The 23,951-nt window shown below is 46.1% G+C and carries 32 protein-coding genes; 12 read left to right on the top strand and 20 right to left on the bottom strand.

What is annotated here, in order from left to right:
* Nucleotides 1-966 precede the first annotated feature (966 nt).
* Nucleotides 967-2,322 carry an MATE family efflux transporter gene (locus R5H20_RS13065; RefSeq protein ID WP_006636265.1) on the top strand — a complete coding sequence of 452 codons (1,356 nt, stop codon included), beginning with the start codon at nucleotides 967-969 and terminating at the stop codon, nucleotides 2,320-2,322.
* Nucleotides 2,323-2,378: 56 nt separating this feature from the next.
* On the opposite strand, the gene bshB2 is transcribed toward R5H20_RS13065, so the two are convergent.
* The 4 genes from bshB2 to rarD all read right to left on the bottom strand — a co-directional run bounded on the left by bshB2 (nucleotide 2,379) and on the right by rarD (nucleotide 4,693).
* Entirely contained in the window at nucleotides 2,379-3,044 is a 666-nt protein-coding gene (gene bshB2, locus R5H20_RS13070; RefSeq protein ID WP_006636266.1) for a bacillithiol biosynthesis deacetylase BshB2, read from the bottom strand.
* 16 nt (nucleotides 3,045-3,060) lie between these two features.
* Nucleotides 3,061-3,411 (bottom strand): YojF family protein, encoded by a 351-nt coding sequence (locus R5H20_RS13075; protein ID WP_006636267.1) that lies wholly within the window; start codon nucleotides 3,409-3,411, stop codon nucleotides 3,061-3,063.
* A 1-nt stretch (nucleotide 3,412) separates the two neighbouring features.
* Nucleotides 3,413-3,688 (bottom strand): hypothetical protein, encoded by a 276-nt coding sequence (locus R5H20_RS13080; RefSeq protein WP_006636268.1) that lies wholly within the window; start codon nucleotides 3,686-3,688, stop codon nucleotides 3,413-3,415.
* A 72-nt stretch (nucleotides 3,689-3,760) separates the two neighbouring features.
* Nucleotides 3,761-4,693: an EamA family transporter RarD gene (gene rarD / locus R5H20_RS13085; RefSeq protein WP_006636269.1), complete on the bottom strand. Its 933-nt coding sequence runs from the start codon at nucleotides 4,691-4,693 to the stop codon at nucleotides 3,761-3,763.
* A gap of 93 nt (nucleotides 4,694-4,786) precedes the next feature.
* Here rarD and R5H20_RS13090 point away from each other — a divergent pair, with 93 nt between their 5' ends.
* Both R5H20_RS13090 and R5H20_RS13095 read left to right on the top strand, forming a co-directional pair.
* Nucleotides 4,787-5,242: a hypothetical protein gene (locus R5H20_RS13090; RefSeq protein ID WP_006636270.1), complete on the top strand. Its 456-nt coding sequence runs from the start codon at nucleotides 4,787-4,789 to the stop codon at nucleotides 5,240-5,242.
* A gap of 276 nt (nucleotides 5,243-5,518) precedes the next feature.
* On the top strand, nucleotides 5,519-6,217 hold the full coding sequence (locus R5H20_RS13095; RefSeq protein ID WP_006636271.1) for an expansin ExlX: 699 nt from the start codon (nucleotides 5,519-5,521) through the stop codon (nucleotides 6,215-6,217).
* A gap of 98 nt (nucleotides 6,218-6,315) precedes the next feature.
* On the opposite strand, the gene R5H20_RS13100 is transcribed toward R5H20_RS13095, so the two are convergent.
* From R5H20_RS13100 to R5H20_RS13110, 3 genes are all read right to left on the bottom strand, one after another.
* The gene (locus R5H20_RS13100; protein WP_006636272.1) at nucleotides 6,316-6,615 is read right to left on the bottom strand and encodes a hypothetical protein; all 300 of its coding nucleotides are present in this window, start codon (nucleotides 6,613-6,615) and stop codon (nucleotides 6,316-6,318) included.
* 72 nt (nucleotides 6,616-6,687) lie between these two features.
* Nucleotides 6,688-7,434 carry an SDR family oxidoreductase gene (locus R5H20_RS13105; protein ID WP_006636273.1) on the bottom strand — a complete coding sequence of 249 codons (747 nt, stop codon included), beginning with the start codon at nucleotides 7,432-7,434 and terminating at the stop codon, nucleotides 6,688-6,690.
* Nucleotides 7,434-7,760 carry a transcriptional regulator YodB gene (locus R5H20_RS13110; protein ID WP_006636274.1) on the bottom strand — a complete coding sequence of 109 codons (327 nt, stop codon included), beginning with the start codon at nucleotides 7,758-7,760 and terminating at the stop codon, nucleotides 7,434-7,436. Before R5H20_RS13110 ends, R5H20_RS13105 begins: the two co-directional genes overlap by 1 nt.
* A 134-nt stretch (nucleotides 7,761-7,894) precedes the next feature.
* On the opposite strand from R5H20_RS13110, the gene R5H20_RS13115 reads away from it, so the two are divergent.
* Nucleotides 7,895-8,515, top strand: coding sequence for a nitroreductase family protein (locus tag R5H20_RS13115; protein ID WP_006636275.1), 621 nt, complete (start codon nucleotides 7,895-7,897; stop codon nucleotides 8,513-8,515).
* 41 nt (nucleotides 8,516-8,556) lie between these two features.
* Here the strand turns inward: R5H20_RS13115 and R5H20_RS13120 are convergent, their stop codons facing one another.
* Nucleotides 8,557-9,162, bottom strand: a complete 606-nt coding sequence (locus R5H20_RS13120) for an alpha/beta hydrolase (RefSeq protein WP_006636276.1) — start codon at nucleotides 9,160-9,162, stop codon at nucleotides 8,557-8,559.
* Between the two features lie 12 nt (nucleotides 9,163-9,174).
* Nucleotides 9,175-10,089: a ring-cleaving dioxygenase gene (locus R5H20_RS13125; protein ID WP_006636277.1), complete on the bottom strand. Its 915-nt coding sequence runs from the start codon at nucleotides 10,087-10,089 to the stop codon at nucleotides 9,175-9,177.
* A 151-nt stretch (nucleotides 10,090-10,240) separates the two neighbouring features.
* Here R5H20_RS13125 and R5H20_RS13130 point away from each other — a divergent pair, with 151 nt between their 5' ends.
* Both R5H20_RS13130 and R5H20_RS13135 read left to right on the top strand, forming a co-directional pair.
* Nucleotides 10,241-10,477, top strand: coding sequence for a DUF3311 domain-containing protein (locus R5H20_RS13130; RefSeq protein WP_206702757.1), 237 nt, complete (start codon nucleotides 10,241-10,243; stop codon nucleotides 10,475-10,477).
* Nucleotides 10,477-11,958 carry a sodium:solute symporter family protein gene (locus tag R5H20_RS13135; protein ID WP_006636279.1) on the top strand — a complete coding sequence of 494 codons (1,482 nt, stop codon included), beginning with the start codon at nucleotides 10,477-10,479 and terminating at the stop codon, nucleotides 11,956-11,958. The genes R5H20_RS13130 and R5H20_RS13135 overlap by 1 nt, the downstream gene beginning before the upstream one ends.
* Before the next feature lie 41 nt (nucleotides 11,959-11,999).
* On the opposite strand, the gene R5H20_RS13140 is transcribed toward R5H20_RS13135, so the two are convergent.
* Nucleotides 12,000-13,397, bottom strand: a complete 1,398-nt coding sequence (locus R5H20_RS13140) for a S41 family peptidase (RefSeq protein WP_006636280.1) — start codon at nucleotides 13,395-13,397, stop codon at nucleotides 12,000-12,002.
* Between the two features lie 135 nt (nucleotides 13,398-13,532).
* On the opposite strand from R5H20_RS13140, the gene R5H20_RS13145 reads away from it, so the two are divergent.
* Nucleotides 13,533-14,240 carry a class I SAM-dependent methyltransferase gene (locus R5H20_RS13145; RefSeq protein WP_006636281.1) on the top strand — a complete coding sequence of 236 codons (708 nt, stop codon included), beginning with the start codon at nucleotides 13,533-13,535 and terminating at the stop codon, nucleotides 14,238-14,240.
* Nucleotides 14,241-14,335: 95 nt separating this feature from the next.
* On the top strand, nucleotides 14,336-14,590 hold the full coding sequence (locus R5H20_RS13150; protein ID WP_006636282.1) for a hypothetical protein: 255 nt from the start codon (nucleotides 14,336-14,338) through the stop codon (nucleotides 14,588-14,590).
* A 136-nt stretch (nucleotides 14,591-14,726) separates the two neighbouring features.
* On the opposite strand, the gene R5H20_RS13155 is transcribed toward R5H20_RS13150, so the two are convergent.
* Both R5H20_RS13155 and deoD read right to left on the bottom strand, forming a co-directional pair.
* Nucleotides 14,727-15,557: a M15 family metallopeptidase gene (locus tag R5H20_RS13155; RefSeq protein WP_006636283.1), complete on the bottom strand. Its 831-nt coding sequence runs from the start codon at nucleotides 15,555-15,557 to the stop codon at nucleotides 14,727-14,729.
* A gap of 37 nt (nucleotides 15,558-15,594) precedes the next feature.
* Nucleotides 15,595-16,293 carry a purine-nucleoside phosphorylase gene (deoD, locus tag R5H20_RS13160; RefSeq protein ID WP_006636284.1) on the bottom strand — a complete coding sequence of 233 codons (699 nt, stop codon included), beginning with the start codon at nucleotides 16,291-16,293 and terminating at the stop codon, nucleotides 15,595-15,597.
* Nucleotides 16,294-16,490: 197 nt separating this feature from the next.
* Between deoD and R5H20_RS13165 the strand changes: the two genes are divergently transcribed.
* From R5H20_RS13165 to R5H20_RS13175, 3 genes are read left to right on the top strand one after another with little or no spacing between them, the layout of a single operon-like run.
* A complete protein-coding gene (locus tag R5H20_RS13165; protein WP_006636285.1) occupies nucleotides 16,491-17,489 on the top strand; it encodes a permease in 999 nt (332 codons plus the stop codon).
* Nucleotides 17,490-17,509: 20 nt separating this feature from the next.
* A complete protein-coding gene (locus R5H20_RS13170) occupies nucleotides 17,510-18,376 on the top strand; it encodes a TIGR03943 family putative permease subunit (protein WP_006636286.1) in 867 nt (288 codons plus the stop codon).
* Between the two features lie 48 nt (nucleotides 18,377-18,424).
* Nucleotides 18,425-18,556 (top strand): hypothetical protein, encoded by a 132-nt coding sequence (locus R5H20_RS13175; RefSeq protein ID WP_006636287.1) that lies wholly within the window; start codon nucleotides 18,425-18,427, stop codon nucleotides 18,554-18,556.
* A gap of 37 nt (nucleotides 18,557-18,593) precedes the next feature.
* On the opposite strand, the gene R5H20_RS13180 is transcribed toward R5H20_RS13175, so the two are convergent.
* The 3 genes from R5H20_RS13180 to R5H20_RS13190 form a co-directional block, all read right to left on the bottom strand.
* On the bottom strand, nucleotides 18,594-18,914 hold the full coding sequence (locus tag R5H20_RS13180) for a YodL domain-containing protein (protein ID WP_006636288.1): 321 nt from the start codon (nucleotides 18,912-18,914) through the stop codon (nucleotides 18,594-18,596).
* Between the two features lie 54 nt (nucleotides 18,915-18,968).
* Complete coding sequence (locus tag R5H20_RS13185) at nucleotides 18,969-19,580, bottom strand: phosphatase PAP2 family protein (protein WP_006636289.1); 612 nt, start codon at nucleotides 19,578-19,580, stop codon at nucleotides 18,969-18,971.
* Between the two features lie 106 nt (nucleotides 19,581-19,686).
* Entirely contained in the window at nucleotides 19,687-19,857 is a 171-nt protein-coding gene (locus R5H20_RS13190) for a YozD family protein (RefSeq protein WP_006636290.1), read from the bottom strand.
* Nucleotides 19,858-19,979: 122 nt separating this feature from the next.
* Between R5H20_RS13190 and R5H20_RS13195 the strand changes: the two genes are divergently transcribed.
* Nucleotides 19,980-20,114, top strand: a complete 135-nt coding sequence (locus tag R5H20_RS13195; RefSeq protein WP_006636291.1) for a hypothetical protein — start codon at nucleotides 19,980-19,982, stop codon at nucleotides 20,112-20,114.
* Here the strand turns inward: R5H20_RS13195 and R5H20_RS13200 are convergent.
* From R5H20_RS13200 to ablB, 5 genes are all read right to left on the bottom strand, one after another.
* A complete protein-coding gene (locus R5H20_RS13200) occupies nucleotides 20,107-20,787 on the bottom strand; it encodes a hypothetical protein (RefSeq protein ID WP_006636292.1) in 681 nt (226 codons plus the stop codon). The two genes, R5H20_RS13195 and R5H20_RS13200, sit on opposite strands and share 8 nt — an antisense overlap.
* A gap of 165 nt (nucleotides 20,788-20,952) precedes the next feature.
* Entirely contained in the window at nucleotides 20,953-21,174 is a 222-nt protein-coding gene (locus tag R5H20_RS13205) for a YozE family protein (RefSeq protein ID WP_006636293.1), read from the bottom strand.
* Nucleotides 21,175-21,279: 105 nt separating this feature from the next.
* On the bottom strand, nucleotides 21,280-21,561 hold the full coding sequence (locus tag R5H20_RS13210; RefSeq protein WP_006636294.1) for a YokU family protein: 282 nt from the start codon (nucleotides 21,559-21,561) through the stop codon (nucleotides 21,280-21,282).
* Nucleotides 21,558-22,967 (bottom strand): lysine 2,3-aminomutase, encoded by a 1,410-nt coding sequence (gene ablA, locus R5H20_RS13215; RefSeq protein ID WP_006636295.1) that lies wholly within the window; start codon nucleotides 22,965-22,967, stop codon nucleotides 21,558-21,560. The genes R5H20_RS13210 and ablA overlap by 4 nt, the downstream gene beginning before the upstream one ends.
* Before the next feature lie 130 nt (nucleotides 22,968-23,097).
* Nucleotides 23,098-23,937, bottom strand: coding sequence for a putative beta-lysine N-acetyltransferase (ablB, locus tag R5H20_RS13220; protein WP_006636296.1), 840 nt, complete (start codon nucleotides 23,935-23,937; stop codon nucleotides 23,098-23,100).
* Nucleotides 23,938-23,951 lie beyond the last annotated feature (14 nt).

Below are 23,951 nucleotides of genomic sequence, written 5' to 3' on the forward strand. Positions count from 1 at the left end.
CTCTTGCTTTAAGCGAACGAGACCCCCTTTTCGTTCTTAAGCAAAAATGCAATTCACGATTTGTATCGGCTGATTTCGATTTTTTTTAATAGTTTTTTATAAATCCATTTTTTCAATAGCAACGCAAAGATGTTTTTTCGGGTATGTTGATTGTGTTGATTTTCTAAGAAGGAAACGCCGTAAAAGCTGTTTGAAGGAAATACAGAAAAGATGTATGGGACAGTCCGGCTGAAAAAGCGCCTGTCTTCGGCGGTTATATGCGGCTTTTATCGATGCTTGTCGGTCGAAGCTTGCTGGACTTGGGCAAGACCCGCTGATGGCCGGGCCGGCCATAGATGGGAATCCGGCAGCAAATGAGGGCAACTTAGGCACCAATCGATCATCCTCATCTGTTATCCGGGTGCAGACTCTCGATCATGCTCCTCCATACAATTCTATTTTTCATCATAAAATTCCTCCTTGAAACCACAAATTGACTATATCATACATTTTTTTTGCCAGCATCCGGAATAGGGCATATCTTTCATTTAGATCATCCGACGTTTTACATTTTTATTTTTTAGTATTAAAAACCCGCCTTCAAAAAGCGGAAAACATGAATCTATACCGAAAAACCTAGTTAATGCTAATTTCAAGATGAGCAAAAAGACCCTTACGTCTTAATTCCCGATAACTTTCATAGTTCGGCTTTAATCGATTGTTTGTCAGGACATCATTTTTTTCCATTTTATATGTATTCTTCCGTCCTTTGTATCACATCTTAAGCCATAGGAGGTGACGACATGGTGATCCAAAAATGTTTCCAATATTTATGTTCCCTGCTTGGCGTTATTTCTCTTTCATTTATATATGTGCAGATGTTTAAAAAAACGAAACATCCGAAAAAAGATTGAACAGACATTTATTGCATTTTATACATAACATGTTATAATTTCTCTCGTTATCCAAAAGAAACGGGGAACAACGATGAGGGAAACAAAGGATGTAAAGGAAAAGGCAAAACTGTTTATAACGATTTTAATCCCGATTTTAATTACACAGGCCGGATTGTCTTTGATCACGTTTCTCGACACGGTGATGTCCGGTAAGGTCAGCGCTGCCGATCTCGCCGGCGTTGCAATCGGGTCGAGCTTGTGGACGCCTGTCTATACGGGGCTTGCGGGCATTTTGACGGCTGTGACACCTATTGTCGCCCAATTAATGGGGGGCAAACAGCAAAAAGATGTGCCGTACACTGTGGTTCAATCGATCTATGTGGCGGTGATCCTCAGCCTGCTGGTCATTTTTTTCGGATTTTTCATAATCGATCCGATCCTGGAAACACTTCAGCTTGAGGATAAAGTATCGCTCGTCGCACATCAGTATTTATTATATCTTGGCATCGGCATCCTGCCGCTGTTTGTGTACAACGTTATGCGTTCGTTTATTGATTCTCTCGGCAAAACGAGAGTGACGATGCTGATTACCTTATGCGCCCTGCCTATTAATTTTGTACTCAATTATCTATTCATCTTCGGAAACTTCGGATTTCCCAAATTGGGAGGAGCCGGCGCGGGATTGGCCTCCGGTTTGACGTATTGGTGCATATGTCTGATTTCTTTATTGATCGTTCACCGAAAAACGCCATTTTACCAGTTTAAGATTTTCGGGACGTTCTATTCATTTTCCTTGCCCGAAAGTCTGAAGCTGTTGAAAATCGGCTTGCCCATCGGTTTTGCGATCTTCTTTGAAACGAGCATTTTCGCTGCGGTCACCTTGCTGATGAGCCACTTTGACACGGTAACGATCGCTTCCCACCAGGCAGCGATGAATTTTGCATCGCTTCTTTATATGCTGCCGCTCAGTGTTTCAATGACATTGACGATCGTCGTCGGTTTTGAAGCCGGCGCAAAACGGTTTGAGCATTCTAAGGCTTACAGCTACCTCGGCATCTCGATTGCGGTTGGATTTTCGCTATTCACCGCTTTTGTCATTTTATTGTTCAGACAGCAGATTGCCGGAATGTATACGGGGGATCCCGACGTGCTGCACCTGACAAAGCACTTCTTATTGTATGCCTTGTTTTTTCAGCTTTCAGACGCCATCGCCGCACCGATCCAAGGAGCGCTCAGAGGGTATAAAGACGTCAACTATACGCTTGTCACCGCTCTTGTCTCCTACTGGATCATCGGGCTTCCTGCCGGTTTTGTCATTGGTACGTACACTTCATTCGGGGCGTACGGATACTGGATAGGATTGATCACCGGGCTTGCAGCCGGAGCCGCAGGGCTTTTCCTCAGGCTCAGGCTCATTCAAAGCCGCTTGATCAGACAGCACGGCTGATAGCGGTCAAAAAAAGGTATAGAGCGGAAACGCTCTATACCTTTTTTATATTTCCTTTAATCGTTCCACTGATATGTCCAAAATGTTTCTTTTTCAAACCATGTTTCAACGACAGGCTCGCCGTTCGCTATTTTTTTCTCAATCTCTTTGAGAAGGCCGCCTGTCTGTGACTTGTGCGCTTTTAAAGCGTTCATTTTGACATCGGCTACTTCTTTAATATCAAGAACAACATCAGGCTTGCCTAATACTTCTTCTCGATGATGGGTGATCGCCATGCATAACACGCGCGGCCGGTCTTCTTTCTTTTTCCGGGACAGCGCACGGATAACCGCCGCTCCGCAGGCGTCATGGTCTGGATGGACGCCGTGGCCGGGATAGAATGTCACAATCAGGCTCGGTTTTACATCATCGATTACTGCTTCCACTTTGTCAGCCAATAGATCTTCATCTTCAAATTCGAGTGTTTTGTCGCGGAGCCCGAGCATTCGCAAATCTTGAATGTTCATTTCCTTGCAGGCATCCATCAATTCCTGCTTTCTAAGCAGAGGAAGCGTCTCACGGTTGGCAAAGAGCGGATCTCCCATATTTCTGCCCATTTCTCCGAGGGTGAGACAAGCATATGTCACAGGTATATTTTCTTTTCGGTTTAAAGCGATCATCCCTGCCACTCCGAAAGATTCATCATCAGGGTGCGGGAGGATCACAAGCAAATGTTTTTTCATTTATAACACCTTCTTTTTAGACTGCAAATGGCTTTTTGCTGATTTGAAGTGAAATGGCGAGCTTGCCTCCAGGCAAATGACCGGCGAGGAGCAGCCGTCCTTCACCATCAATCGTATAATCGGTGAGACCCTCGGCGTAAATCCAGCCTTCCTCTGTTTTCAAGCCTGCGCGGTAAGGTCCGTTTCCCGTGATTTTCGCACGGGAGCAGACGACTTTTGCATTTCGGATAAACGCAACCACTGTCATGTTCTGTTCATTTTTATGAGCCGAATATGATCCGGTTGTCGTTTCTAAATGAATATAGACAGGCTCACGTAAAAATGTGTCTAAAGAAGCTTGAACATCTTCTTTTATAATTGCTTTCATGCTACTCCCTGCTTTCTTTGTTTGTTAATACTTGCAAACGTTCTGTATGCCGTTCAATCAGCTTCACTTTTAGATCTGCTTCAAGCGCGGAGCTGGTAATCCGCTGAACGGATTGAACATATTTTTCACATCTCGTTTTTCTGAGTCTCGGATGGGTTCTGAGGTCATTCAGTTCATCATCGATGGCTTGATTGAGCGCCTGTTTCCCCTTTCCATTCATCGTCCGGTTTTTCCAGAGGGTCAGATAAGCTTGAAAAAGTTCGGGTTCGTTTGCCATGCCGGGCCACCTCCGAATCCTTCAATAATGTTTAATTATACATAATCAGCGGTTATTGAAAAGAAAAAGGGCTTATGAATGATAGGAATTTTTTCTTTTCAGAATGACCTTTGACTGCTTTTTCCATTTGAACTGGGACAGAGTAAACAAAATCAGCGCCGCCCAAATGCAGGAAAAAGTGAACGCTTTTGCGCTGCTGAACGGTTCATGATAGACAAAAACACCTAAGAATAGCGTGATGGTAGGCGCGATATACTGTAAAATTCCGACCTGATAGAGCGGGAGCTTTTTCGCTCCTTCTGCAAAGAGAAGGAGCGGAATGGCTGTCAGCACGCCGGCCATAAACAGCAGCGCCATCGTTCCAATGCTCATGGATGCGGCCTGTGAATGCCCTTGCCCGCTAAAGAACAACAAATAAATGAGAGCGACCGGCGCAATCAGCATGGTTTCCAGTGTAAGTCCGACAGCGCTTGTGAGCGACGTCCTTTTTTTGGCCAATCCGTAGAGTCCGAAGCTGAAAGCCAGTATAAGCGCGATGTACGGCACAGAACCGTACTGAAATGCGGAAATCAACACACCAGCGGCTGCAATGAGAACCGCGGCTGCCTGCATTCGCGACAGCTTTTCCTTTAAAAAAACGATCCCGAGCAAAATGGAAACAAGCGGATTGATATAATAGCCGAGACTCGCTTCAAGGATAAAGCCGTGATTGACTGCCCATATGTACACATACCAATTGATTGTGATCAACACGGCGGAAAATACAAGCGGAATGAGGGCTTTTCTGTTTTTCAGCAGCGAACGGAATGCCTTCATCCCGCCTTTCCATTGCCGCAAAAACAGCAGTACCCCGCACATAAAGACAAACGACCAGATCATGCGGTGAGCCAGTATGTCAAGCGCGCCTATATGATCGAGCAATTTCCAGTATAAAGGGAGCAGCCCCCACAATATATAAGAGCATGCTGTATAATAAATCCCTTTCATGTGAGTTGATTGATTCATAAGTCCATTCTCTTCCTTTCTTCTATCATCACTTCGCACGCTTTTCACATAAAAGGCATATACTGTACCGTCTATGTGAAAGGAAGTGTGATCGTGTTTGATTGGCAGCGCTTTTTTCCATTTCAGCAGCAATTTTCAAAGGACGGCGTTAGAAACGCCGACCCGAAAGATGTTGAACATTATATCAGCCAAGTGATGAAAAGCGTTTTTGGACCGGGGTATACGGCTCAGTTTCCTTTTCGTGACCCTCTCGCAAAAGAAACACCGGCGGCAGATGAAACCGAACCGATTGACATGTTTGAAACAACAAGTCACGTATTTGTTAAAATTCCGCTTACTAGAGATCAGCTTAACCCCCTGAAAATTAAACATACTTCACAAACCCTGATCATAGAAAATTACCCTGAAGCAGGGCGGCAAAAAAAAGTCATTCTTCCCTCTCTTGTACGGAAAAAAGGTACAAAGGCCGTATTTCAGGACGGCATTTTAGAGGTGATGTTTTTGAAAAACGAAGACTTCAGCCTCTCTGAAGTCGAGATCACGTTTTGAAAACGGCCCGGTTTTAAAAACGGGCTGTTTTTCTTTGTCATCCGTACAAAAAAGCGCCGTTCTCCCTTCAAGGCTCTCCAATAATACATATTAACACTCGGATGGAACTCTATCATCCTATTTGCCTCATCCGGTGAGACCATGTCCTATGAACCCTGTATTGTAGTCAATCCGCCTTAAAAAATCTATGTATCTATTTCCTCTTTCAATCCGCATTGATTGATTAATATAATGATAATGGTTCTCATTTGAAACCTATATTGAAGGAGGATGTATATGAAAAAGAAGATCAGCACACTTATCAGCGCGATGATATTGATGATCCTTTGTTTTTCTCCGCAAGCTTCGGCTGCATACAACGACCTGCACAAAGGTTATGCAACCTATACAGGATCAGGCTATTCAGGAGGGGCTTTGCTTCTTGACCCGATTCCTTCCGATATGGAGATCACGGCATTAAACCCGACAGACCTTAATTACCGCGGAGTAAAAGCCGCTCTGGCCGGCGCCTATCTTGAAGTAGAAGGGCCGAAAGGAAAAACGACCGTCTATGTTACCGACCTGTATCCTGAAGGCGCACCAGGAGCCCTCGACCTTTCGCCTAATGCCTTCCGCAAAATCGGCGATATGAAAGACGGAAAAATCAACATTAAATGGCGGGTCGTCAAAGCGCCGATCAAAGGCAATTTCACATACCGGATTAAAGAAGGCAGCAGCCGTTGGTGGGCGGCGATCCAAGTCAGAAACCACAAATATCCGGTCATGAAAATGGAATACTACAAAGGCGGCAAATGGATCAACATGGAGAAAACGGACTACAACCATTTCGTCAGCACCGATTTGGGGACAGGCTCTCTAAAGGTCAGAATCACCGACATCCGCGGGAAAGTTGTGAAAGACACGATACCGAAGCTTCCTGAAAATGGGACATCGCAGGCATACATGGTGTCCGGTAAAGTACAGTTTCCTGACTAAGTAAAGCAGACAATACGAAACGGCGGTCAAAGGAGGACAACCTCCGGCTTTGGACCGCCGTTTCTTATTCATCATTTAGAAAAATGCTTCATTTTTGATCAGTAGCCGGGTGCTGCTCCTCCGTATGGAGCTCCGCCAGGAAAACCTTTGTAAGGCGCCGCTCCGAACGAGGCGGGTCCGTAAAGTCCGGGTGCTCCTCCGTAATATGGCGCTCCGCCATAGCCCGCATAAGGCTGCGGGTATGCGTACGGCCTCGGGTAGTTAAAAAGCGCGCTTCCAAGAAATCCGCCCAATAGGCCGCCAACCAAGGGCGCTCCAAAACCCCAGAAAAACGGGGATCTTGCCGGATAACCGGCTGGATTGGATCTCATGTATCCATAAAACATATGAGGGTTCATCGGCATTTATCCTCCTTTATGTCTGCCTATAGTCAAGGTATTCATAAAGTCGGGAAACGCTTGGGCTCTGTGCTATTCTTCATACATCATTTTTTTGGTCATTCCGCCGTCAACCGTTATGTTCGTGCCGGTAACAAACCTGTTGTCCGGATCGGTTAAAAAAAAGCATGCCTTGACAATATCAAGCGGACGTCCGACTCTGTTTGAAAAATGCTGCTCATGATCTTTTTTCCGCAAATCTTCATAATGTTCTGTTTCGATCCACCCCGGAGCAATGCTGTTGACCACGATCGAATCCTTGCTTAAGGAAGCGGCCAATGCATGGGTCAAAGCGATGATTCCCCCTTTGGACGCGGCATATGCTTCACTGTTCGGTTCAGACATAAAGGCTCTTGTCGAAGCCATATTGACAATCGCGCCTCCATTTTCGTTTCCCCTCATCTTTTTGGCGGCCTCTCTTGAGCAGAGAAACACGCTTTTCAAATTGGTGTTCAAGACATCGTCCCATTCATCGGCTGTCAAATCATACGGTGATTTCCATGCTGATTTCCCCGCATTATTAATCAGGACAGAAAGCGAACGGCCGTCCTTGACAGCCTCATCCATTAAACGCTTTACATCCTCTTCATCGGAAATATCCGCGTGTACAAACCGGACCTGCAAGCCTGATGCGGACAGCTCCTTTTGCAATTGACCGCCTTGTTCATGTAAAATGTCGGCAAACAGCACGTCATAGCCTTTTTCCGCGTATGCTTTGACAAGTTCCTTTCCGATTCCCCCGGCGCCTCCGGTGATAACGGCGGCTTTTTTTTCGTTCATCACTGCCCGCCCCCTTCTGAATCACAATGATGCTCGGCCCATTTTTGTATTTCCTGCAAAACAGGTTCCAGCGCCGTTCCTTTTTTCGTCAATTGATAAATGACTTTCACCGGCGTTTCAGGAAGAACCTGACGTTCGACGATTCCGCCGTGTTCCAATTCTTTTAAACGTTCAGCCAGCATTTTTTGGCTGATCATCGGTATCATCTCAGTTAAATCTTTAAATCGTTTTGGTCCATCCAATAACACATGAATAATCAGTCCATTCCATCGTTTGCCGAGCAAAGAAAAGGCGGCCTCCATTTTAGGACACATTGTAAACCCCAATTCTCTCACCCCTCCATATCCAGTTGACAAATATAAATTGAAACATTAGAATACTCATTAAAGTTACAAAAAGTAAGTTTCTAACTTTTTGTCTTATTCTATCATAACACGTTTAGCCCAAAGGAGGAAGTCACATGACTGCATCAGAAAACAACATGATTAAGGTATTGACAGAACGCACTTCGATTAAAGAATATGACACAAACGCCGCTATTTCAAAAGAGGAACTGACAGAGCTGCTGCGCATTACGACAAAAGCTCCGTCCGCCTGGAACCTTCAGCATTGGCATTTTACCGTATTCCACAGCCAGGAATCAAAAGACAGACTGCTGCCAATCGCCTACAATCAAAAACAAGTGTCACAAGCATCTGCGGTTGTCGCTGTTTTGGGAGATCTCAAGGCTAACTTGAACGGTGAAGCTGTCTACGGTCCTTTAACTGAAGCCGGATATATGACGGAAGACATTAAAAACACGCTGCTCTCCCAAATTAACGGGGCATATCAAAGCAGCGCATTTGCCAGAGACGCCGCTTTCACCAACGCGTCGCTCGCAGCTATGCAGCTGATGATCGCAGCGAAAGCAAAAGGCTATGATACATGTGCGATGGGAGGCTTTGACAAAGAAGCATTTGTTAAAGAATTCGCGATTGATGAGCGCTATGTACCGGTCATGCTGATTTCGATCGGAAAACCGGTTAAACCGGCTCATAAAAGCAGCCGCTTCGAAGTATCAGAAGTGTCAACATGGCTGTAAAATGTTTAAAACCTTAGCCCTTTTAAGGCTAAGGTTTATTTTTATGCTATTATATATGTTTCATACCAGCTTTTTGCCTGTTCCATTTCCCTGCGCGCAAGCTGATGGCCGCCGTCCTCCCAGTGAAGCAGCACATCGGCTCCGGCGCTTTTGAATAAGTCTTCAAGCTCATTTGTTTCTTCCGGCGGGCAAAGCGGATCCATCTTCCCGGCGCCGATGAAAACCGGTACCCCCGTCATATCGGGAAGCGCGGCGTTTCTGAACGGAACCATCGGGTGATGCAAAATGGCTCCTTTCAGCACCTGTTTGTGGCGAAACAGCAAGCCTCCGGCGATATTTGCGCCATTTGAGTAACCGACGGCCACTACCTGCCCCCTGTCAAACTCAAGCTCTTTTGCCGCTTGATCGAGAAAGGCTTTCAGCTCATCCGTTCTTTCAATCAAATCTTCCACATCAAAAACGCCTTCTCTTAATCGCTTAAAAAAGCGCGGCATGCCATTTTCCAACACATTTCCCCTGACGCCGAGCAAATTGGCGCGGGGATCAATCATGCGGCCGATTGGCAGAAGATCGTGTTCGTTTCCTCCTGTTCCGTGCAATAGCAGAAGGGTAGTATCTGATGTCCCTCTTTCAAAAATATGGTTCACATGTAGTCACTCCTATTCCCATTTTGGAAGAACGCCTTCGATTTGACGCCTGTGCTGTTCAAGCCAATCCGGAAGCTTCAATGCTGTTCCGAGAGCCGCGGGGTCTTCGTCGACAAGAAAGCCCGGTCCGTCCGTCGCCATTTCAAATAAGATCCCGCCTTTCTCCCTGAAGTAGATGGACGTAAAATATTGCCGGTCAAGAACCTCTGATGTAGAAAACCCGCTTGCGTTCAGCAGCCTTTTCCATTCTTGTTGATCTTTATGATTCGTTCTGAACGCAACATGGTGAATCGTTCCGTAACCGCCTGTCCCCCTCGTTTGTCCGTTGATTTTGACATCCAAGCGGTTTCCGATTGTTCCGCCCGATTCCAGCCGGACGCAATCCCCGTCTTCGCCCTTTTTCCGATAGCCGAATTGCTCCTCCAAAAAGCTGATCGTCGCCTCCGGACGGTGGCTGTTCAATGTAACGCCTTTCATGCCAATAATCGCATAATGCCGCGGGATACCTGCGGCTTCCCATGTGCTTTGTCCGCTTTCTCCGGCTTCTGTGATGGAAAGCTGAAGCTCTTCCGCATCTTGAAAAAGGAGCACTTTTTCTTGGAAGAGCTCGGTTTCGCGAACAGCGATGCCAAGGCCTTCAAGCCGCCTTTTCCAGAAGGTAAGCGCGCCCTTCGGCACCGCCAAATCAATTCTTCCCGCTTGTCCGTTCCCGACCGTGCCCTTCATGCTGCCCTGGAATGGAAAGAACGTTAAAATGGTCCCGGGATCGCCGGTTTCATTTCCGAAATAAAAATGATAAGTGCCGGGATCATCAAAATTTACCGTTTTTTTTACGAGGCGGAGCCCCAAAACTTCCGTGTAAAATGCCAAATTCACCTTAGGATTTTTCGCAAATGCCGTAACATGGTGAAGTCCTTCTGTTTTCATGATGATTCTCCTTTTTATCTCGAATTCAAGATATTCATTATTGTAATGTTATTTTTTCTTTTTCGCAAGGCGGAAGTATTGTTTTAATAATTTAAAAAATCACTTTTTTCTAATAATTATCTTGTGATTAAATCTGACAACTGCTATGATAATGAACATTAAAATCGTTCAAGGAGGAAACAAGGTGAATAAACGGTTTTTTATTTTCATTCTATTTATCACCCCTTTTATCGGACAGCTTGTCTTGCTGCCGTATGTTAACCGGATCGAGCCGATCTTGATCGGGCTTCCATTCTTCCATTTTTGGCTGGTGCTGTGGATCGTGCTGACACCGCTGATCACATTTTTGATTTACAAGATCGAGAAGAAAAACGGAGGTTATGAATGATGCAGGGTAATTTAACAGCGCTATTGATAACGGCGGGCATTATTCTGGCCGTTGTCTGCATTGGATTTCTTGCCGGCAGCAACAAGCAGTCGCGCACATCGGTTGAAGAATGGTCTGTCGGAGGCAGGCGGTTTGGCGGGCTGCTCGTCTGGTTTCTCGTCGGCGCCGATTTATACACGGCCTACACGTTTTTAGGATTGACAAGCACGGCTTTTACGAGCGGAAGCGTGGCTTTTTTTGCGATTCCTTATTCGGTTTTGGCCTATTTCATCGCCTACTTCTTTCTGCCGAAAATCTGGCATGTCGCGAAGGTTCATCAATTGACGACGCTTGCCGATTACGCGAGGGAACGCTTCAACAGCAAACTGCTGTCCTCGCTTGTCGCCATCGTCGGGGTTCTCATGCTCATTCCGTACATCTGCCTTCAGCTCAGCGGCATTCAGGATACGCTACAGGTGGCGGGAACAGGCTACATTAACGTCAAAGCGGTCGTCATCATCTCTTTCATTCTTGTTGCGCTTTATACGTTTTTCAGCGGCATCAAAGGCCCTACATATACAGCCATTATTAAAGACATTTTAGTTTGGGTGATGATGCTGTTTATGGTCGTCTCATTGCCGCTCATCCATTTTAACGGCTGGACGCCGATGGTCGAAAAATTGGCAAGTGAAGCGCCGCACATGCTGACGATCCCTGCGGACGGGCCGAAAGGAATCGCCTGGTTTATTACGGCTTCCATTGTATCCGCACTCGCTTTATTTATGTGGGCGCATGCGGCAACAGGCGTTTTCACGGCGAACAGCGCCGATGCACTCAGGAAAAACAGCATGTTTCTGCCGCTTTACAATATTGTGCTGATTTTGGTGATTTTTCTCGGGTTTATCGCATTCCTCGTTCTTCCGGACAATATCAATCCAAGGCTCGCCTTGCTTTATTTGATTCAAAGCTCTTACGGAGGCGTTACACAAGGGCTTGCCTATTCGACCATCGCCCTGGCGAGTCTCATCCCGTGTTCGATTATGGCGATTGGCGCTTCCAACCTGTTTGCCAATAATTTGTACCGCGATTTAATCAATCCTAGTGTGGCGGGAAGCAAATTGACGCTGATCACCCGTTCAATGGTGTTTGTCGTCATCGGGCTTGCGCTTTTGTTCGGCATGCTTTTCCCAACGGCACTCGTCACACTGCAGCTGCTCGGAGTGTCCGGCATGGTGCAGATTTTTCCGGCGATCGTCATCAGTTTATTCTGGAGGAATCAGACAAAAGAAGCGACCATCATTGGGCTTTTGGTTGGCCTTGCCGTAACATTTACGGTCTATCTGACAAAGACGTCTTTCGGGATTTACGAGGGCTTCTGGGGGCTGGCGGCCAATCTGCTGTCTGTCGTCATCCTTAATCCGCTGTTCGTGAAACATGTAAAATCGAATTCCGTTATCAGCTATCTGTTTGAACAAAAGAAAAACGTCCAAACAAGCGCCTGATCAAAAAACCCTTACGCCTCTTCCGGGCGTAAGGGTTTTGATTATTGTTCCTTTTTGAGAATCTCAATTGCTTTATTTAATTGCGTATCATTTTTCGAAAGCTTATCCTGAAGCTTGACTGTCATCCCGGTCGTTGTTTCTCCGGTGATGACGCCGGTCGTTTTCAGCTTTTGATCGCGTTGGAAAGCTTTCACGGCTATTGCTGTCTGATCGTCGAACGAGCCTGTCGGTTTTACATTGTATCCGAGCGCCTCCAGCATTTGCTGCGCAACTTTCACTTCGTCTCCCGTGCTGCCTGACTGATACTTTTTCTTTGGATCGAGATACGGCAGTTTGGCATAGCCGGGGAGCTCAGCTTTGTATTGAGGCTTGATGCCTTTTTCGTGAATCCAGTCTCCGTTCGGCGTCAGCCATTTGGCAATCGTCAGCTTGACAGTAGATCCGTCTGAGAAGTTTTCCGCATTTTGCACGGTTCCTTTGCCGAATGTTTTTTCTCCGACAATCGGGATGCCTGAAGACTGATGAAGTGCAGCGGCCATGATTTCCGCGGCGCTCGCCGTTCCTCCGTTTACGAGTACAACGGTCGGCTTGTTCACTTTGCGGTCATTCTCGGCTTTGTACACTTCTTTTTTGCCGTTTTTCGTTTCAACCTGCATGATCGTTTTGCCTTTGTCGACAAACAGGTTGCTCATGGCAATCGCCTGGTCCATTAAGCCTCCGGGATTTCCTCTGAGGTCTAATACGAAACTTTCCGCTCCTTTTTCAGTCAAATCGTCAATGGCTTTGGTCAATTCTTTTGCCGTATTTTCGGAGAATGACGTGATTTGGATTTCGCCGATATTGCCGTCGATCATTTTCGAGTAAACCGTTTCAATCGGAATTGTATCCCGCTTAATGGTGACATTGATTTGACCGACGCCTTCCCTGTTCAACACCAGCTTGACGCTTGTGCCTTTTTCGCCGCGGATCATAGCTGTCGCTTCATTGACCGTCTTTCCTTTGACGCTTTTTCCGTCTACTTTCTGAATTTCGTCATGCGGCTTTAAGCCCGCTTTTTCTGCGGGAGAGCCTTTTATTGGCGCGACAATTAAGATTTGTCCATTTTTTTCTTCGACTTGGGCGCCGATCCCTTCAAATGAAGAGGTAATGCTTTCTTCAAAGGATGCTGCTTCTTTTTTATCCATGTATGTAGAATACGGATCCCCCAAAGCCTCAAGCATTCCTTTAATCGCTCCGTCTGTCAGTTTTTCATCATCTGCTTGTTTGTAATAGTCACTCTTGATTTTGTCATAGGCCGCCATCAGCTTTTCAAATTTTCCGCTGTCTGCCGTGGAATATGCTGACCCGCCGTTTCCTTTGCCCACGATAAAAAGCGTAAGCGCCGAGGCTGCGACGGCGGTAACCAGTACAATCAAAAAGAGCTTAACCTGCTGTTTCAAACGAACACCACCTTTTCTTCTTACCATATTATCACGGACGATTCTTTATTCGTCAACTCGGATCACTTGAAAAGCGGCTTTCGATAAACGGTTTCATTTTTTTCGCATATGCATACAAAAAGGAGGGATTTTATTTTGAGCGATTATTTAGACATGCTGGCTTATTTCGGAGTTTCCGGCGCACATCCGGGCGGGATGGCGCTGACAAAAGCCGTTCTCGCAAAAGCCGATATCGACCCGGAACGTCCGATTCTTGATGCCGGCTGCGGCACAGGCCAAACCGCCGCTTATTTAGGCCAGCTTCTGTTTTCGGTGACAGCTCTTGATTCAGATGCGGTCATGCTTGATAAGGCGAAAAAAAGATTTGCAGATGAAGGATTATCCATCCCTGTTGTTCACACTCAAATCGAAGAGACCCCTTTTCAGCCTGACAGCTTTGGATATGTATTGTCAGAATCGGTATTAAGCTTCACACACCTTGACTTATCATTGGCAGAAATCCGCCGGATACTTGAGCCCGACGGCAAGCTGATCTGTATTGAAGTAACTCTTGCAGACGACAGCCTTTCAAAAGAAGAAAAACAAGAAATCTGTGATTTTTACGGATTCACCGCTTTGTACACAAAAGACGAATGGATGGGCGTACTCCGCGAAGGCGGCTTTTCACAGATTGAGATAATCAGCTCCTCCTTGGAAGAAACCGATATTGATGAAGCCGTCACAGAGATGGATCTGTCGGAGGTCATTCCAGAAAAATCCTATCAAACAATGGAAAAACATCAGCGGCTGCTGGCAAAATATCAGGATTCTCTTCATCCTATTATTTTTGTGTGCGGCCAATAAACCATCATTTGTCCTCCTTCTTTCGTCCACCCTTTTCTAGCAATCCTGTCATATGCTGAATAGAGAATATACTAGATGATGGAAGGAGCATGTAAATGGAACGCTACTATAGATTTTGTCATCAGAACATCGGCAAAGTGGCCAGAATCACGGACAAAACAGGCCGCGTCCATGTCGGCAGAATTGTCCGTGTGTCGCCAAATAAAGTATTTATCGCCCCGATGATCAGAAGAGGCGCTCCGGGCTACGGCTATGGATATTACGGCGGCTGGTGGGGCTGGGGCCCTGTTTACGGACTCGGACTCGGTTTAATCGCCGGTGTCGCACTTGCGGGCTTATTTTTCTGGTAGAATGAAAAGGCCGATGTACATCGGTCTTTTGCTTTTTTGAGAAAGTGACTCCATCCAGTGCTCATGAAAATCGCCGCCTTATGATATCGGTTCTTATAAAAAAAGAGCTTCCGCGCATGGCGCGAAAGCTTCTTTTTTATATTTTCTTCACTTCTTTAAAATATTCTTCGAGCGTCAGATCATGCTCTTTCATGACTTTGGCGGCTTTTTTGCCGACATAGCGGATATGCCACGGCTCATATTTATACTTCGTGATGCTTTCCTTGTTTTTCGGGTAGCGGATGATATATCCGTATTTATAGGCGTTGTCCTCGACCCATTTTCCGTCTTTCGTATTGCCGAAGGCCTCGGAAAGAGCTGTGCCCGCGCTTCTGCTGGAAATGTCGATCGCAAGCCCGGTCTGATGCTCACTCTGCCCCGGAAAAGCGACGGCTTCTTTCGCTTTCTTTTCTCCCTTTTGGCTTACCTCGGTATCATAGACCGTTTTTTGTCTGTCATATGACCTGTAGCCGGAGACGGCGACAAGCTGAAAACCTTGTTTTTTTGCGGCGGTGAACATGTCTTCAAGCGCCTTTGCCGCCTCTTTTCGAATATAGCGCTTATCGATGTCCTCCTTAAAGGAGAATTCAACATTCGGCACTGTTAAATCAGATGGTTCATAGTCTCCCGGAAGCGCATATTCTTTATTGACAAGCGCCAGGATATTTTCCGGGTTTTGAATCGTCGGCAGACCGTTAACATCTTTGATCTTGTTGAAGTATTTGCTTTCAAGCACAAATTCCTGATCTTCGAGATCGTTGTTGCTGTTGTCCGTCTTTTGATCTTTCGCATCCTTGTTTACATTTGAAACGTTTTTCGTATTGGTCGTATCTGTCTGCTTCTGTTCTGTCATTGAGCATCCTGTGCCGAGCAAAACCGCCGCGCTCAACAGAGATGCGATCGATGCGTATTTATACTTTTTGTTCATTAATATCCACCCTTTTATCAAAAGCTGCGGAACGGCCTTATAAAGCCGTGTCCAATGCCAGCAGAATCATATCATTGAATGTTGTCTGTCTTTCTTCGGCCGTCGTTTCTTCTCCTGTAATGACGTGGTCGCTGACCGTTAAAATCGACAGGGCTTTCCGGCCGAATTTCGCCGCTAATGTATAAAGCGCAGTCGTTTCCATTTCAACTGCAAGCACGCCGTATCTGGCAAGCTTTTCGATTTGGCTGTCTTCATTGTAAAACTGGTCGGCCGTAAACACATTCCCTGCGGTAACCGGGATATTCCGTTTTTTCGCGGCGTCATAGGCCGTTTTTAAAAGCTCAAAATCGGCGCATGGGGCAAAGTCGATCGACCCGAATGCGACCCTGTTGATCTGCGAATCCGTGGAAGAAGTCATCGCCAGAATGACGTCCCTTACATTCACATCTTTTCTGATTGCGCCGCATGATCCGACGCGAATTAAGTTTTTCACATCATAGCTTGAGATTAGTTCATTTACATAAATGGAGATGGACGGCACACCCATGCCTGTTCCCTGCACGGAAACGCGTTTTCCTTTATAGGTGCCTGTAAAACCGTACATGCCCCGCACTTCATTGTAGCATTCGACGTTTTCCAAGTATGTATCGGCAATGTATTTTGCACGCAGCGGGTCTCCAGGAAGGAGCACCGTTTCTGCGATTTGCCCTTTTTCCGCGCCAATATGTACGCTCATGATTATTCCTCCTGCCTTTTAAAGCTGACTGGTGATGAATGGTGGAGCTTCCGCTCGCATTATGTATTATAAACCAACATGGCAGAAAAAGAAAATAAAGCAATGTTTCATGCTGCAGAAAAACTGTCATGTTTAAATAAGGACAAGCATATCTTAAACAAGAATCATTCCGATTAGCCTGAAAGGATGGGAAGATGATGTTTCGCTCATTTAACAGATATCTCATCGATTTTACCGGTATACTTGTGTTCGGTGTTTTAATATGTCTTGTGACAATTGGAAAATCTCTGGCTGATGCCCTTCCTTTCCGTATTCCGGCATCCATCGGACAGCTCAACACGATTTTTATCAGCATTTTGATTGAGGCGCTTCCCTTTGTTTTAATCGGAGTGTTGATCGCCGGCTTTATTCAGATATTTGTAACTGAAGATCATATTCGCGCCCTGCTGCCAAAAAACAGGTTTTCAGCCGTCATTGCCAGCTGTGTGCTTGGCGCATGTTTTCCGGCTTGTGAATGCGGCATTGTTCCGATCGTCCGGAGACTCGTCGCTAAAGGAGTTCCGATTTACGCCGGCGTCGGCTTTCTTCTGACCGGTCCGCTGATCAATCCGGTCGTCATGTTATCGACTTATATGGCATTTGGCAATGATGTCCGCATGGCGGTCTTGAGAGCCGTCTCGGGTTTTGCGGCTGCCGTCCTTGTCGCACTGGTAATCAGCCTGTTATTTCGGTCAAGCCAGCTCAAGATGCTCAGCCGCGAAGATGACCGCAAAACCGCCCCTCCTTCTCCCCCTTTTTCGGAACGGCTCTATCATATGCTGAAGCATGCCATTGATGAATTTTTTGAGATGGGCAGATATCTGATTATCGGCGCTTTCGTCGCCGCACTTGTTCAAACGTATCTGCCTTTAAAATCGCTGTTTGTTCTGGGAGGCGGGATGCTTGACTCCACCCTTGTGATGATGGGGATGGCGTACGTTTTGTCGCTTTGTTCCGAGGCGGACGCATTTATCGGAGCTTCCTTCAGGAGCTTGTTCCCTGAATCAGCGATCCTCGGATTTTTGGTGTACGGACCTATGCTCGATTTGAAAAACACGATTATGATGCTCAGTGTGTTTAAACCAAAGTTTGTGATTTGTTTATCGGTGCTGATCACCCTGATTGTCTATATTTGCGTGAGGGCCGCCGGCCTTTGATAGAAAGGAGGTTGATCCACATGGTGTTTCAGCCGCAGCAATTTTTGCGGGCCGTCATTTTGGCAGCCTTTTCAGGATACTTGTTCAAAATCCATTACACAGGAGAAATCGCCAGGCTGATCAATCCGAAATATGAGTATACGAGCCTGATTGCCGCCGGAGCGTTCGCTTTCCTGTTTTTCATTCAACTGACAAGAATTTGGACGGTTCAGACAACTAAGCATGATTGCGGATGCGGACATGACCACGGCCAATCAAGACCCTTTTTCATCAAGATGATTCATTATGCGGTGATCTCTCTGCCGCTGATCACCGGCTTTACGTTTGCCCCCGCTGTTCTAAACTCATCCGTTGCCGCCAATAAAGGAACGATGCTGGCCAAAACAGAGCCGGGCGCCAATGCTGAAAACAACGGACATGTCACAACACCCGGGATCCAAAAAGGATTGGAAGAGTCCGCCATTTCGCAAACGGCATATGAGCGGAATATGGCCCGGTTTAAAAGCTCGAACCCGCTCGTGATGAACGATGATCTGTTTGCCGATTATTACGACGAAATCAGCTCGAACCCAGGTGATTTCACCGGCAAACAGATCATTGTCAAGGGTTTTGTCCATAAAGATCCCGGCCTGAAAAAGGATCAGCTTGTCTTGTCCCGCTTTTTGATTACACATTGTATTGCAGATGCAAGTCTGATCGGCTTTCTTGCCGAATGGGACGGAGCGCGGGATGTAAAACCGGATACATGGCTCGAAATAGAAGGAACGCTCGGCAAGGCTTCATGGAACGGAAACATCATCCCCGTCATCAAAGCCGAAAAGCGAAAAATGATCAAAGAGCCGAAACACCCTTATGTGTATCCAGTGACAATCAAGATGACAGAATAAATCCGGGGCTGTTTAGTCATCCTATTTTTTAGGAAGGAGGAAGCATCAATGGGAAAAAAACAGCGCAACAGAATCACCGGACAGAAAAAAAACAACCACATCCCGACGAAGGATGTGATTGCAGCGGAGGAAGCGCACGAAAAAGAATTCAGCGCCAGAAAACGAAAGAATACAACATAAAAAACTGCGGAGAACTTGTCCGCAGTTTTTTTGAGCGCTAGGATGACTGCAGCAACAAGCGGTTGATTTTGCTCCATCCTGTTGAAAGCAGTTTATAATAGGTTTTTCCTTTCCTTCCTTCATCAATTAATACAATGTCGCCTGTCGCAAGAAATCTGGCTTTATAATCGTTTGGCACCGTGTCATAAACGTTAAAAGTCGAAAACGTACGCTCCAATACATCCTCATGGGTTCTGCCGTTTATTTCTGTTCTGTAAACCATCTCATATCCCTTCTTCTCACCAAAGCGGGGCGTTTGAAAAATCGTCACATCATAAGCTGTCAGCTTTTTTTTAAACAATTGAAACTGTAACGGCAACACGATCCCTCCCTTTTTTTATTATATTGGCGTTTCGTTTTTTGATCCCTTTGACTACTTTTGTCGAACGAGCGGGAAGTTTTCGTCAATTTTCTTGAAGATGAAAAACAGCGCCATGCCGAGGGAAAAACCGCCGATGACATCGGTCGTGTAATGAACGCCGAGATAGATGCGGCTGATTCCGATCAATGCGATCAGAATCCCGGCCAACACCGTAACAGACGTCTGATGCCTTTTAAAAAACGGCACATGCATGATAAGGACATAGACGATAAACGGATACATGGCCGCCGCATTCATCGAGTGGCCGCTCGGAAAGCTGTATGACGTTTCATGGACGAGCGGGTGAAATGCCGGCCGCTCTCTTGAAATCCAGTCTTTAAAGCCTTCATTGGCCATCCTTTCAACAATAAATAAAAGATACACGTACAATGTGGCGGCCGCCTTTTTATATACCGCCAGAACAAGCGTCAAGACAAGGATCAGCGGCAGCATGACACTGCTTGATCCTATATCGGTCACCACTTTGAATACCTGGTTCAAAAAAGGCTGTCTAACGCCCTCGACTGCCTGAAGAATGTTGGCATCAATGGATTGAATGAATGGTACACGGATAAGAACGGCCATTATGATAAAAAGAACCGCTGAAGTAATTGCTTTGTACATGAAACAGCTGCTGCCTCCTTGATATATGTTTTAACCATTTTACACTCCGCTTTCTTATGGGAGCAACGATGAAAGACCGAAGCATCATCGCTTCGATCTTTCCATCTTAATCATCTATATGCTCTTCTATCATGCATTTTTCAATCAGATAATCAAAGGTGATGTCGGCAATTTCGAACAGTTCGTCCTCGCTCGGTATGTAGCCTCTTCTTGTCAGCTCAAGATAAAAAAAATCAGCGATTTCTTCTGTATCTATCATCAGCTCAATGTCTTTCACTTTGATCGCCTCCTTATTCTGATGTATGAGCAGTCTTCCGGTTTTATAACCGGTTTGTCATAAAGTTTGTCCCCTGACATATACATGTTGTAGCAAAACAAAGCCTTAAGGGGGACGAGAAAATGATACGGAAAGCCATTGAAGCTATTGACGGAGACGGTTTTGACCTGGCCTTGGCGAAGATCTTGCGCGTGATGTCCGGACTGATTTTTTTCGGCTGTTTTCCTTATTTTTTATATGTGGTGTTTTTCAGCTGAAATATTCTTTGAGGCTCTCCAGAACAAAATCCATCATATCTTTATATTCCGCATCCTGAAACATTTCATACAATACTTTATAGTCGTTGTAAATATCCAGCAGCTCATCCACCACCACTGCGGCCATTTCACCCTCATTTTCCTGCTCCTCGCGGTCACCGGCAAAAGGCAGAAATACCTTTTCTGTGAGCGGTTCATCAAGCTCCTGTCCGGCTTCTCCCACATAGTGGACAAAAAGGAGCTGATGAACAAACTGGTCCATTTCGTATGTTCTAAGCACAAGGGTCAAATCCTCTTCCTCTGTCTCCAGCCATTCCCCGTCTTTCAGCCGGATCAGTTCGTAGATAATGTCTTCCCAGCCGTCCTCTAAATACCTCCAGATTTCGGTTCTGTGGCCGGTGATCTTAAACAATTCTTTGCCGTAGTTTTTCACATACACGACATCACCGATTAAAAATTCATATTCGATATCTAGCTTTTCTGTATCAACGATGACCCCGTCATAGTCTTTATAAAGCTGTAGAGAAGTCTCGAAATAAAGCACTTCATTATGGTTGACTTCATACAGAAAATGCTTGTCGATCTTATGAACTTTTGTCACAGTGCCGACCGTACCGTACATGACGACCACAACCACATCTCCGACTTTGTATTTAGGCGTATTTGACTTCATGTTGATTCCCCCTTGCCTGAAAGCTTCCGTCTTACGCTTATCGTATGCGCCAGGCCGTCAATTCGCATGGGCAGGCATACAAAGCGGTGACGAGTTTTCCGAAAAGCCCTTGAGCCGTGGCTGTGTGAAGTGAAAAAGCCGCAGGTGTCATAGCTGCGGCTTTTTTTATTGTTTTGTATCGGTGATATATTTTTCCCAAGCTTCATCAAATGTCGTCATTGATGATAAATAATCCCCATTGAGCTCAAGATAAGAACTGATTTCATCGTAATGATTTGATGTCTTGGGAAATCCGTGATCAAGGTATGCGTTATTGGCGAAAACGCTGATATCGTCTTTCGGCTTCGGATGACGGTATTTCATTAAATAGTGGTAAAAAGATTTCACGGCTTCCCTTCCTCTCTTCTTTTGTTGTTTTATTATACAGCCCATGGAAAAAAACACAAACGAAAAACCGTTTTCCGCAACATAAAAACCGGCCTGGGAAGCCGGTCACGAAGAGAAATCAAAGTAATTGCGCTTTAAAATCCGCTCGGTTTTCATCAGTCTGTCAAACGATACGGATGAAGGTAATTTCTTTGTATCGATCAGAAGCAGCTGGTTTTCAATATCTTCAGTGACGGAGTCTTCCTGATAGACCATCCCGCAGCTTTGACATGCGACTGCGGGCGTCTCTGTAATTTCAATCGCTTTTGTTCCGTCAGGCAGCTCCCAGTAGACGGTCGTTTGAGCATCTTCGGCTTCCGCATAGCCGCACCAGTCGCAGCGCTTCATGTGGCATGCCCCTCAGCTTCGCCCTCTTTCTTTTGCTGGGCGAGAAATTTCTTTTCTTTTAGCTCATCCCGTTTTGCTCTGCGGCTTTTCAATGTTTCATAATCAGGCCTCTCTCTATAGCTTTCCCTTCTTTTTAAACGGTTTAAGCCTTCAGGTGTATAGGAAAGGGCGCGATCCTCGAATATGGCGGAAATTCCCGTGCGTTCTTTTTCCTTCAGCACTTCAGGGTAGATTTCGCTGAAATACTCATCAACTCTGCCGGGCACATAGTTTTCCGGCTCCGGATAAGAGGTGATGACCCCTTCAAAATTGCGGAGCACCACTTTATCGGGGCTTTGTGAAATCAGATAGTTCGGCTGAATCGCGATTTTTCCGCCCCCGCCCGGCGCATCGACGACAAACGCGGGAACAGCATATCCGCTTGTATGCCCCCGCAAGCCTTCGATGATCTCAAGCCCTTTTGAAACCGGCGCCCTGAAGTGCCCGATTCCTTCAGACAAATCGCATTGATAGATATAATACGGGCGCACCCTGATTTTCACCAAATCGTGCATCAGCTTTTTCATAATGGAAACGCTGTCATTTATGCCCGCCAAAATAACGGCCTGATTGCCGACCGGTACGCCGGCATTCACCAGCTTTTCACAGGCTTCCTTTGCCTCCTCGGTGATTTCGATGCTTGTGTTAAAATGCGTGTTCAGCCAAACGGGATGATACTTTTTTAAAATCTCGCAAAGCTTGTCGGTAATTCGCTGCGGAAACACAACCGGCGCCCTCGTCCCGATCCGGATGATTTCAACGTGCGGTATGGCGCGCAGGTTTTTCAAAATATATTCGAGAATTTGATCGTTGATTAACAGTCCGTCGCCTCCGGAGATGAGCACGTCCCTGACATCCGGGGTATCACGGATATAGCCGATCGCCTGATCAAGCTGCTTTTTGGGCACTCCCATTCCGATTTGGCCCGAAAACCTCCGTCTCGTACAGTATCTGCAATACATGGAGCACTGATTTGTGACGAGAAACAGAACCCGGTCCGGATAGCGGTGGGTTAAGCCGGGGACGGGTGAATCTTCATCTTCGTCAAGAGGATCTTCAAGGTCGTATTTTGTTTTATGCATTTCTTCAGAAATCGGAACGGACTGCATCCTGATCGGACAGCGGGGATCATCCGGATTCATCAGCGAGGCGTAATAAGGCGTAATGTTCAGAGGGATCGTTTTCGTGGAAATGCGGACCCCCTCTTCTTCTTCCTTTGTCAAATTCACGACTTTTTTTAAATCATCGAGCGTTCTGACCGTGTGGGTCAGCTGCCATATCCAATCATTCCATTTTTCGTCCGTTACATCCTTCCAAAGCTCAATCTCTTTCCAGTGTCTTTTCGGCTTGAACAGGCCGTTTGTCATTTTTCATCCCCCTATCAGCATTTTTCCTATATTACTTTCCAAGTTATGTGAACAGCAGGGAAAGTGACTCTTTATTTTGAAAACCACCCCCGAAAAACAGGTCGGTCTGCTGATCCGGATCAGGTTCCCGTCATTCAGACAGCCGGCTTAAATTTTTGCACCATATGTTCATGTTTTCGATGCTTTTGTAAATGACACAATTGTTGATGAGCCGGCCTCTGTACCGGTAGGATAAATGGTAGAGCGTGGCGTTCATCCCCATGGAAGCCGCCCTCGCAATTGAAAAAACATGAAAGATGCCCGCTTGCCTCAATTCAGTTTCAAGGGCGGAAATCAGCCGTTTTGTCAAAGAATGTCCGCGGTATGAGGGAAGAACGGCGCAGTCTGTCACTTCCGCATGCCCCAATAAATAATTGACATCAGCGCCTGCCGCGGCGACAAGCTTTTCTTGATCAAAGGCGAGATAGTAAACAGCTCCTTCTTCCATCGTCTTGTTGACATATACCGGATCAGAAACCGGCGCCGGATAAACAGGGAATACTTCTTGATAAAGCTTTGCCAGCAATGGAGCGTCTCCCGGAGCAGCCGGCCGGATCAAAAAAGGCGACAGCTTCTTTTCCTGCGGGATGGGCGAACCAAACAGCTTTCTGAGCATGTCGTCCTGCACGATCCACTCATCTGTCCTTCGTCTGCTTTCCTTCAAATAGTTGACAAGCACGGCCGCATCATGCCCGTTGTAATAACCATCAATCTGCCCTTCAGGTTCAAACACATGCTCTAACAAGCCGGCGATATCGTTTGTTTTCGCAAAGATGATGATTTTTTCAATATCATTTGCTTTTGCCATTTCCATGATGTCGCGAAAAAACGAGCAGACATTCCCTTCATAATTGATGATTCTGATTCTTTTGTTGAAGACGTCGAGATCAAGCTCGAGCCGGCAGCATTCATTTTCCCATGTTTTGATCATGTTTTCCCTCCGAA

The organism is Bacillus sp. KICET-3 (genome assembly GCF_033261025.1).
GTDB lineage: Bacteria > Bacillota > Bacilli > Bacillales > Bacillaceae > Bacillus > Bacillus sonorensis.

What these genes read in the sequence shown, in the direction of transcription:
- R5H20_RS13100 (WP_006636272.1), bottom strand. Translation starts at nt 6,615, where the DNA reads ATGAACCCTCATATGTTTTATGGATACATGAGATCCAATCCAGCCGGT.
- R5H20_RS13115 (WP_006636275.1), top strand. Translation starts at nt 7,895, where the DNA reads ATGACTGCATCAGAAAACAACATGATTAAGGTATTGACAGAACGCACT.
- R5H20_RS13075 (WP_006636267.1), bottom strand. Translation starts at nt 3,411, where the DNA reads ATGAAAGCAATTATAAAAGAAGATGTTCAAGCTTCTTTAGACACATTT.
- R5H20_RS13165 (WP_006636285.1), top strand. Translation starts at nt 16,491, where the DNA reads ATGTTTCGCTCATTTAACAGATATCTCATCGATTTTACCGGTATACTT.
- R5H20_RS13125 (WP_006636277.1), bottom strand. Translation starts at nt 10,089, where the DNA reads ATGAAAACAGAAGGACTTCACCATGTTACGGCATTTGCGAAAAATCCT.
- R5H20_RS13200 (WP_006636292.1), bottom strand. Translation starts at nt 20,787, where the DNA reads ATGAAGTCAAATACGCCTAAATACAAAGTCGGAGATGTGGTTGTGGTC.
- R5H20_RS13185 (WP_006636289.1), bottom strand. Translation starts at nt 19,580, where the DNA reads ATGTACAAAGCAATTACTTCAGCGGTTCTTTTTATCATAATGGCCGTT.
- R5H20_RS13095 (WP_006636271.1), top strand. Translation starts at nt 5,519, where the DNA reads ATGAAAAAGAAGATCAGCACACTTATCAGCGCGATGATATTGATGATC.
- R5H20_RS13175 (WP_006636287.1), top strand. Translation starts at nt 18,425, where the DNA reads ATGGGAAAAAAACAGCGCAACAGAATCACCGGACAGAAAAAAAACAAC.
- R5H20_RS13195 (WP_006636291.1), top strand. Translation starts at nt 19,980, where the DNA reads ATGATACGGAAAGCCATTGAAGCTATTGACGGAGACGGTTTTGACCTG.
- R5H20_RS13105 (WP_006636273.1), bottom strand. Translation starts at nt 7,434, where the DNA reads ATGAACGAAAAAAAAGCCGCCGTTATCACCGGAGGCGCCGGGGGAATC.
- bshB2 (WP_006636266.1), bottom strand. Translation starts at nt 3,044, where the DNA reads ATGAAAAAACATTTGCTTGTGATCCTCCCGCACCCTGATGATGAATCT.
- ablB (WP_006636296.1), bottom strand. Translation starts at nt 23,937, where the DNA reads ATGATCAAAACATGGGAAAATGAATGCTGCCGGCTCGAGCTTGATCTC.
- deoD (WP_006636284.1), bottom strand. Translation starts at nt 16,293, where the DNA reads ATGAGCGTACATATTGGCGCGGAAAAAGGGCAAATCGCAGAAACGGTG.
- R5H20_RS13135 (WP_006636279.1), top strand. Translation starts at nt 10,477, where the DNA reads ATGCAGGGTAATTTAACAGCGCTATTGATAACGGCGGGCATTATTCTG.
- R5H20_RS13155 (WP_006636283.1), bottom strand. Translation starts at nt 15,557, where the DNA reads ATGAACAAAAAGTATAAATACGCATCGATCGCATCTCTGTTGAGCGCG.
- R5H20_RS13150 (WP_006636282.1), top strand. Translation starts at nt 14,336, where the DNA reads ATGGAACGCTACTATAGATTTTGTCATCAGAACATCGGCAAAGTGGCC.
- R5H20_RS13080 (WP_006636268.1), bottom strand. Translation starts at nt 3,688, where the DNA reads ATGGCAAACGAACCCGAACTTTTTCAAGCTTATCTGACCCTCTGGAAA.
- ablA (WP_006636295.1), bottom strand. Translation starts at nt 22,967, where the DNA reads ATGACAAACGGCCTGTTCAAGCCGAAAAGACACTGGAAAGAGATTGAG.
- rarD (WP_006636269.1), bottom strand. Translation starts at nt 4,693, where the DNA reads ATGAATCAATCAACTCACATGAAAGGGATTTATTATACAGCATGCTCT.
- R5H20_RS13130 (WP_206702757.1), top strand. Translation starts at nt 10,241, where the DNA reads ATGAACATTAAAATCGTTCAAGGAGGAAACAAGGTGAATAAACGGTTT.
- R5H20_RS13065 (WP_006636265.1), top strand. Translation starts at nt 967, where the DNA reads ATGAGGGAAACAAAGGATGTAAAGGAAAAGGCAAAACTGTTTATAACG.
- R5H20_RS13170 (WP_006636286.1), top strand. Translation starts at nt 17,510, where the DNA reads ATGGTGTTTCAGCCGCAGCAATTTTTGCGGGCCGTCATTTTGGCAGCC.
- R5H20_RS13210 (WP_006636294.1), bottom strand. Translation starts at nt 21,561, where the DNA reads ATGAAGCGCTGCGACTGGTGCGGCTATGCGGAAGCCGAAGATGCTCAA.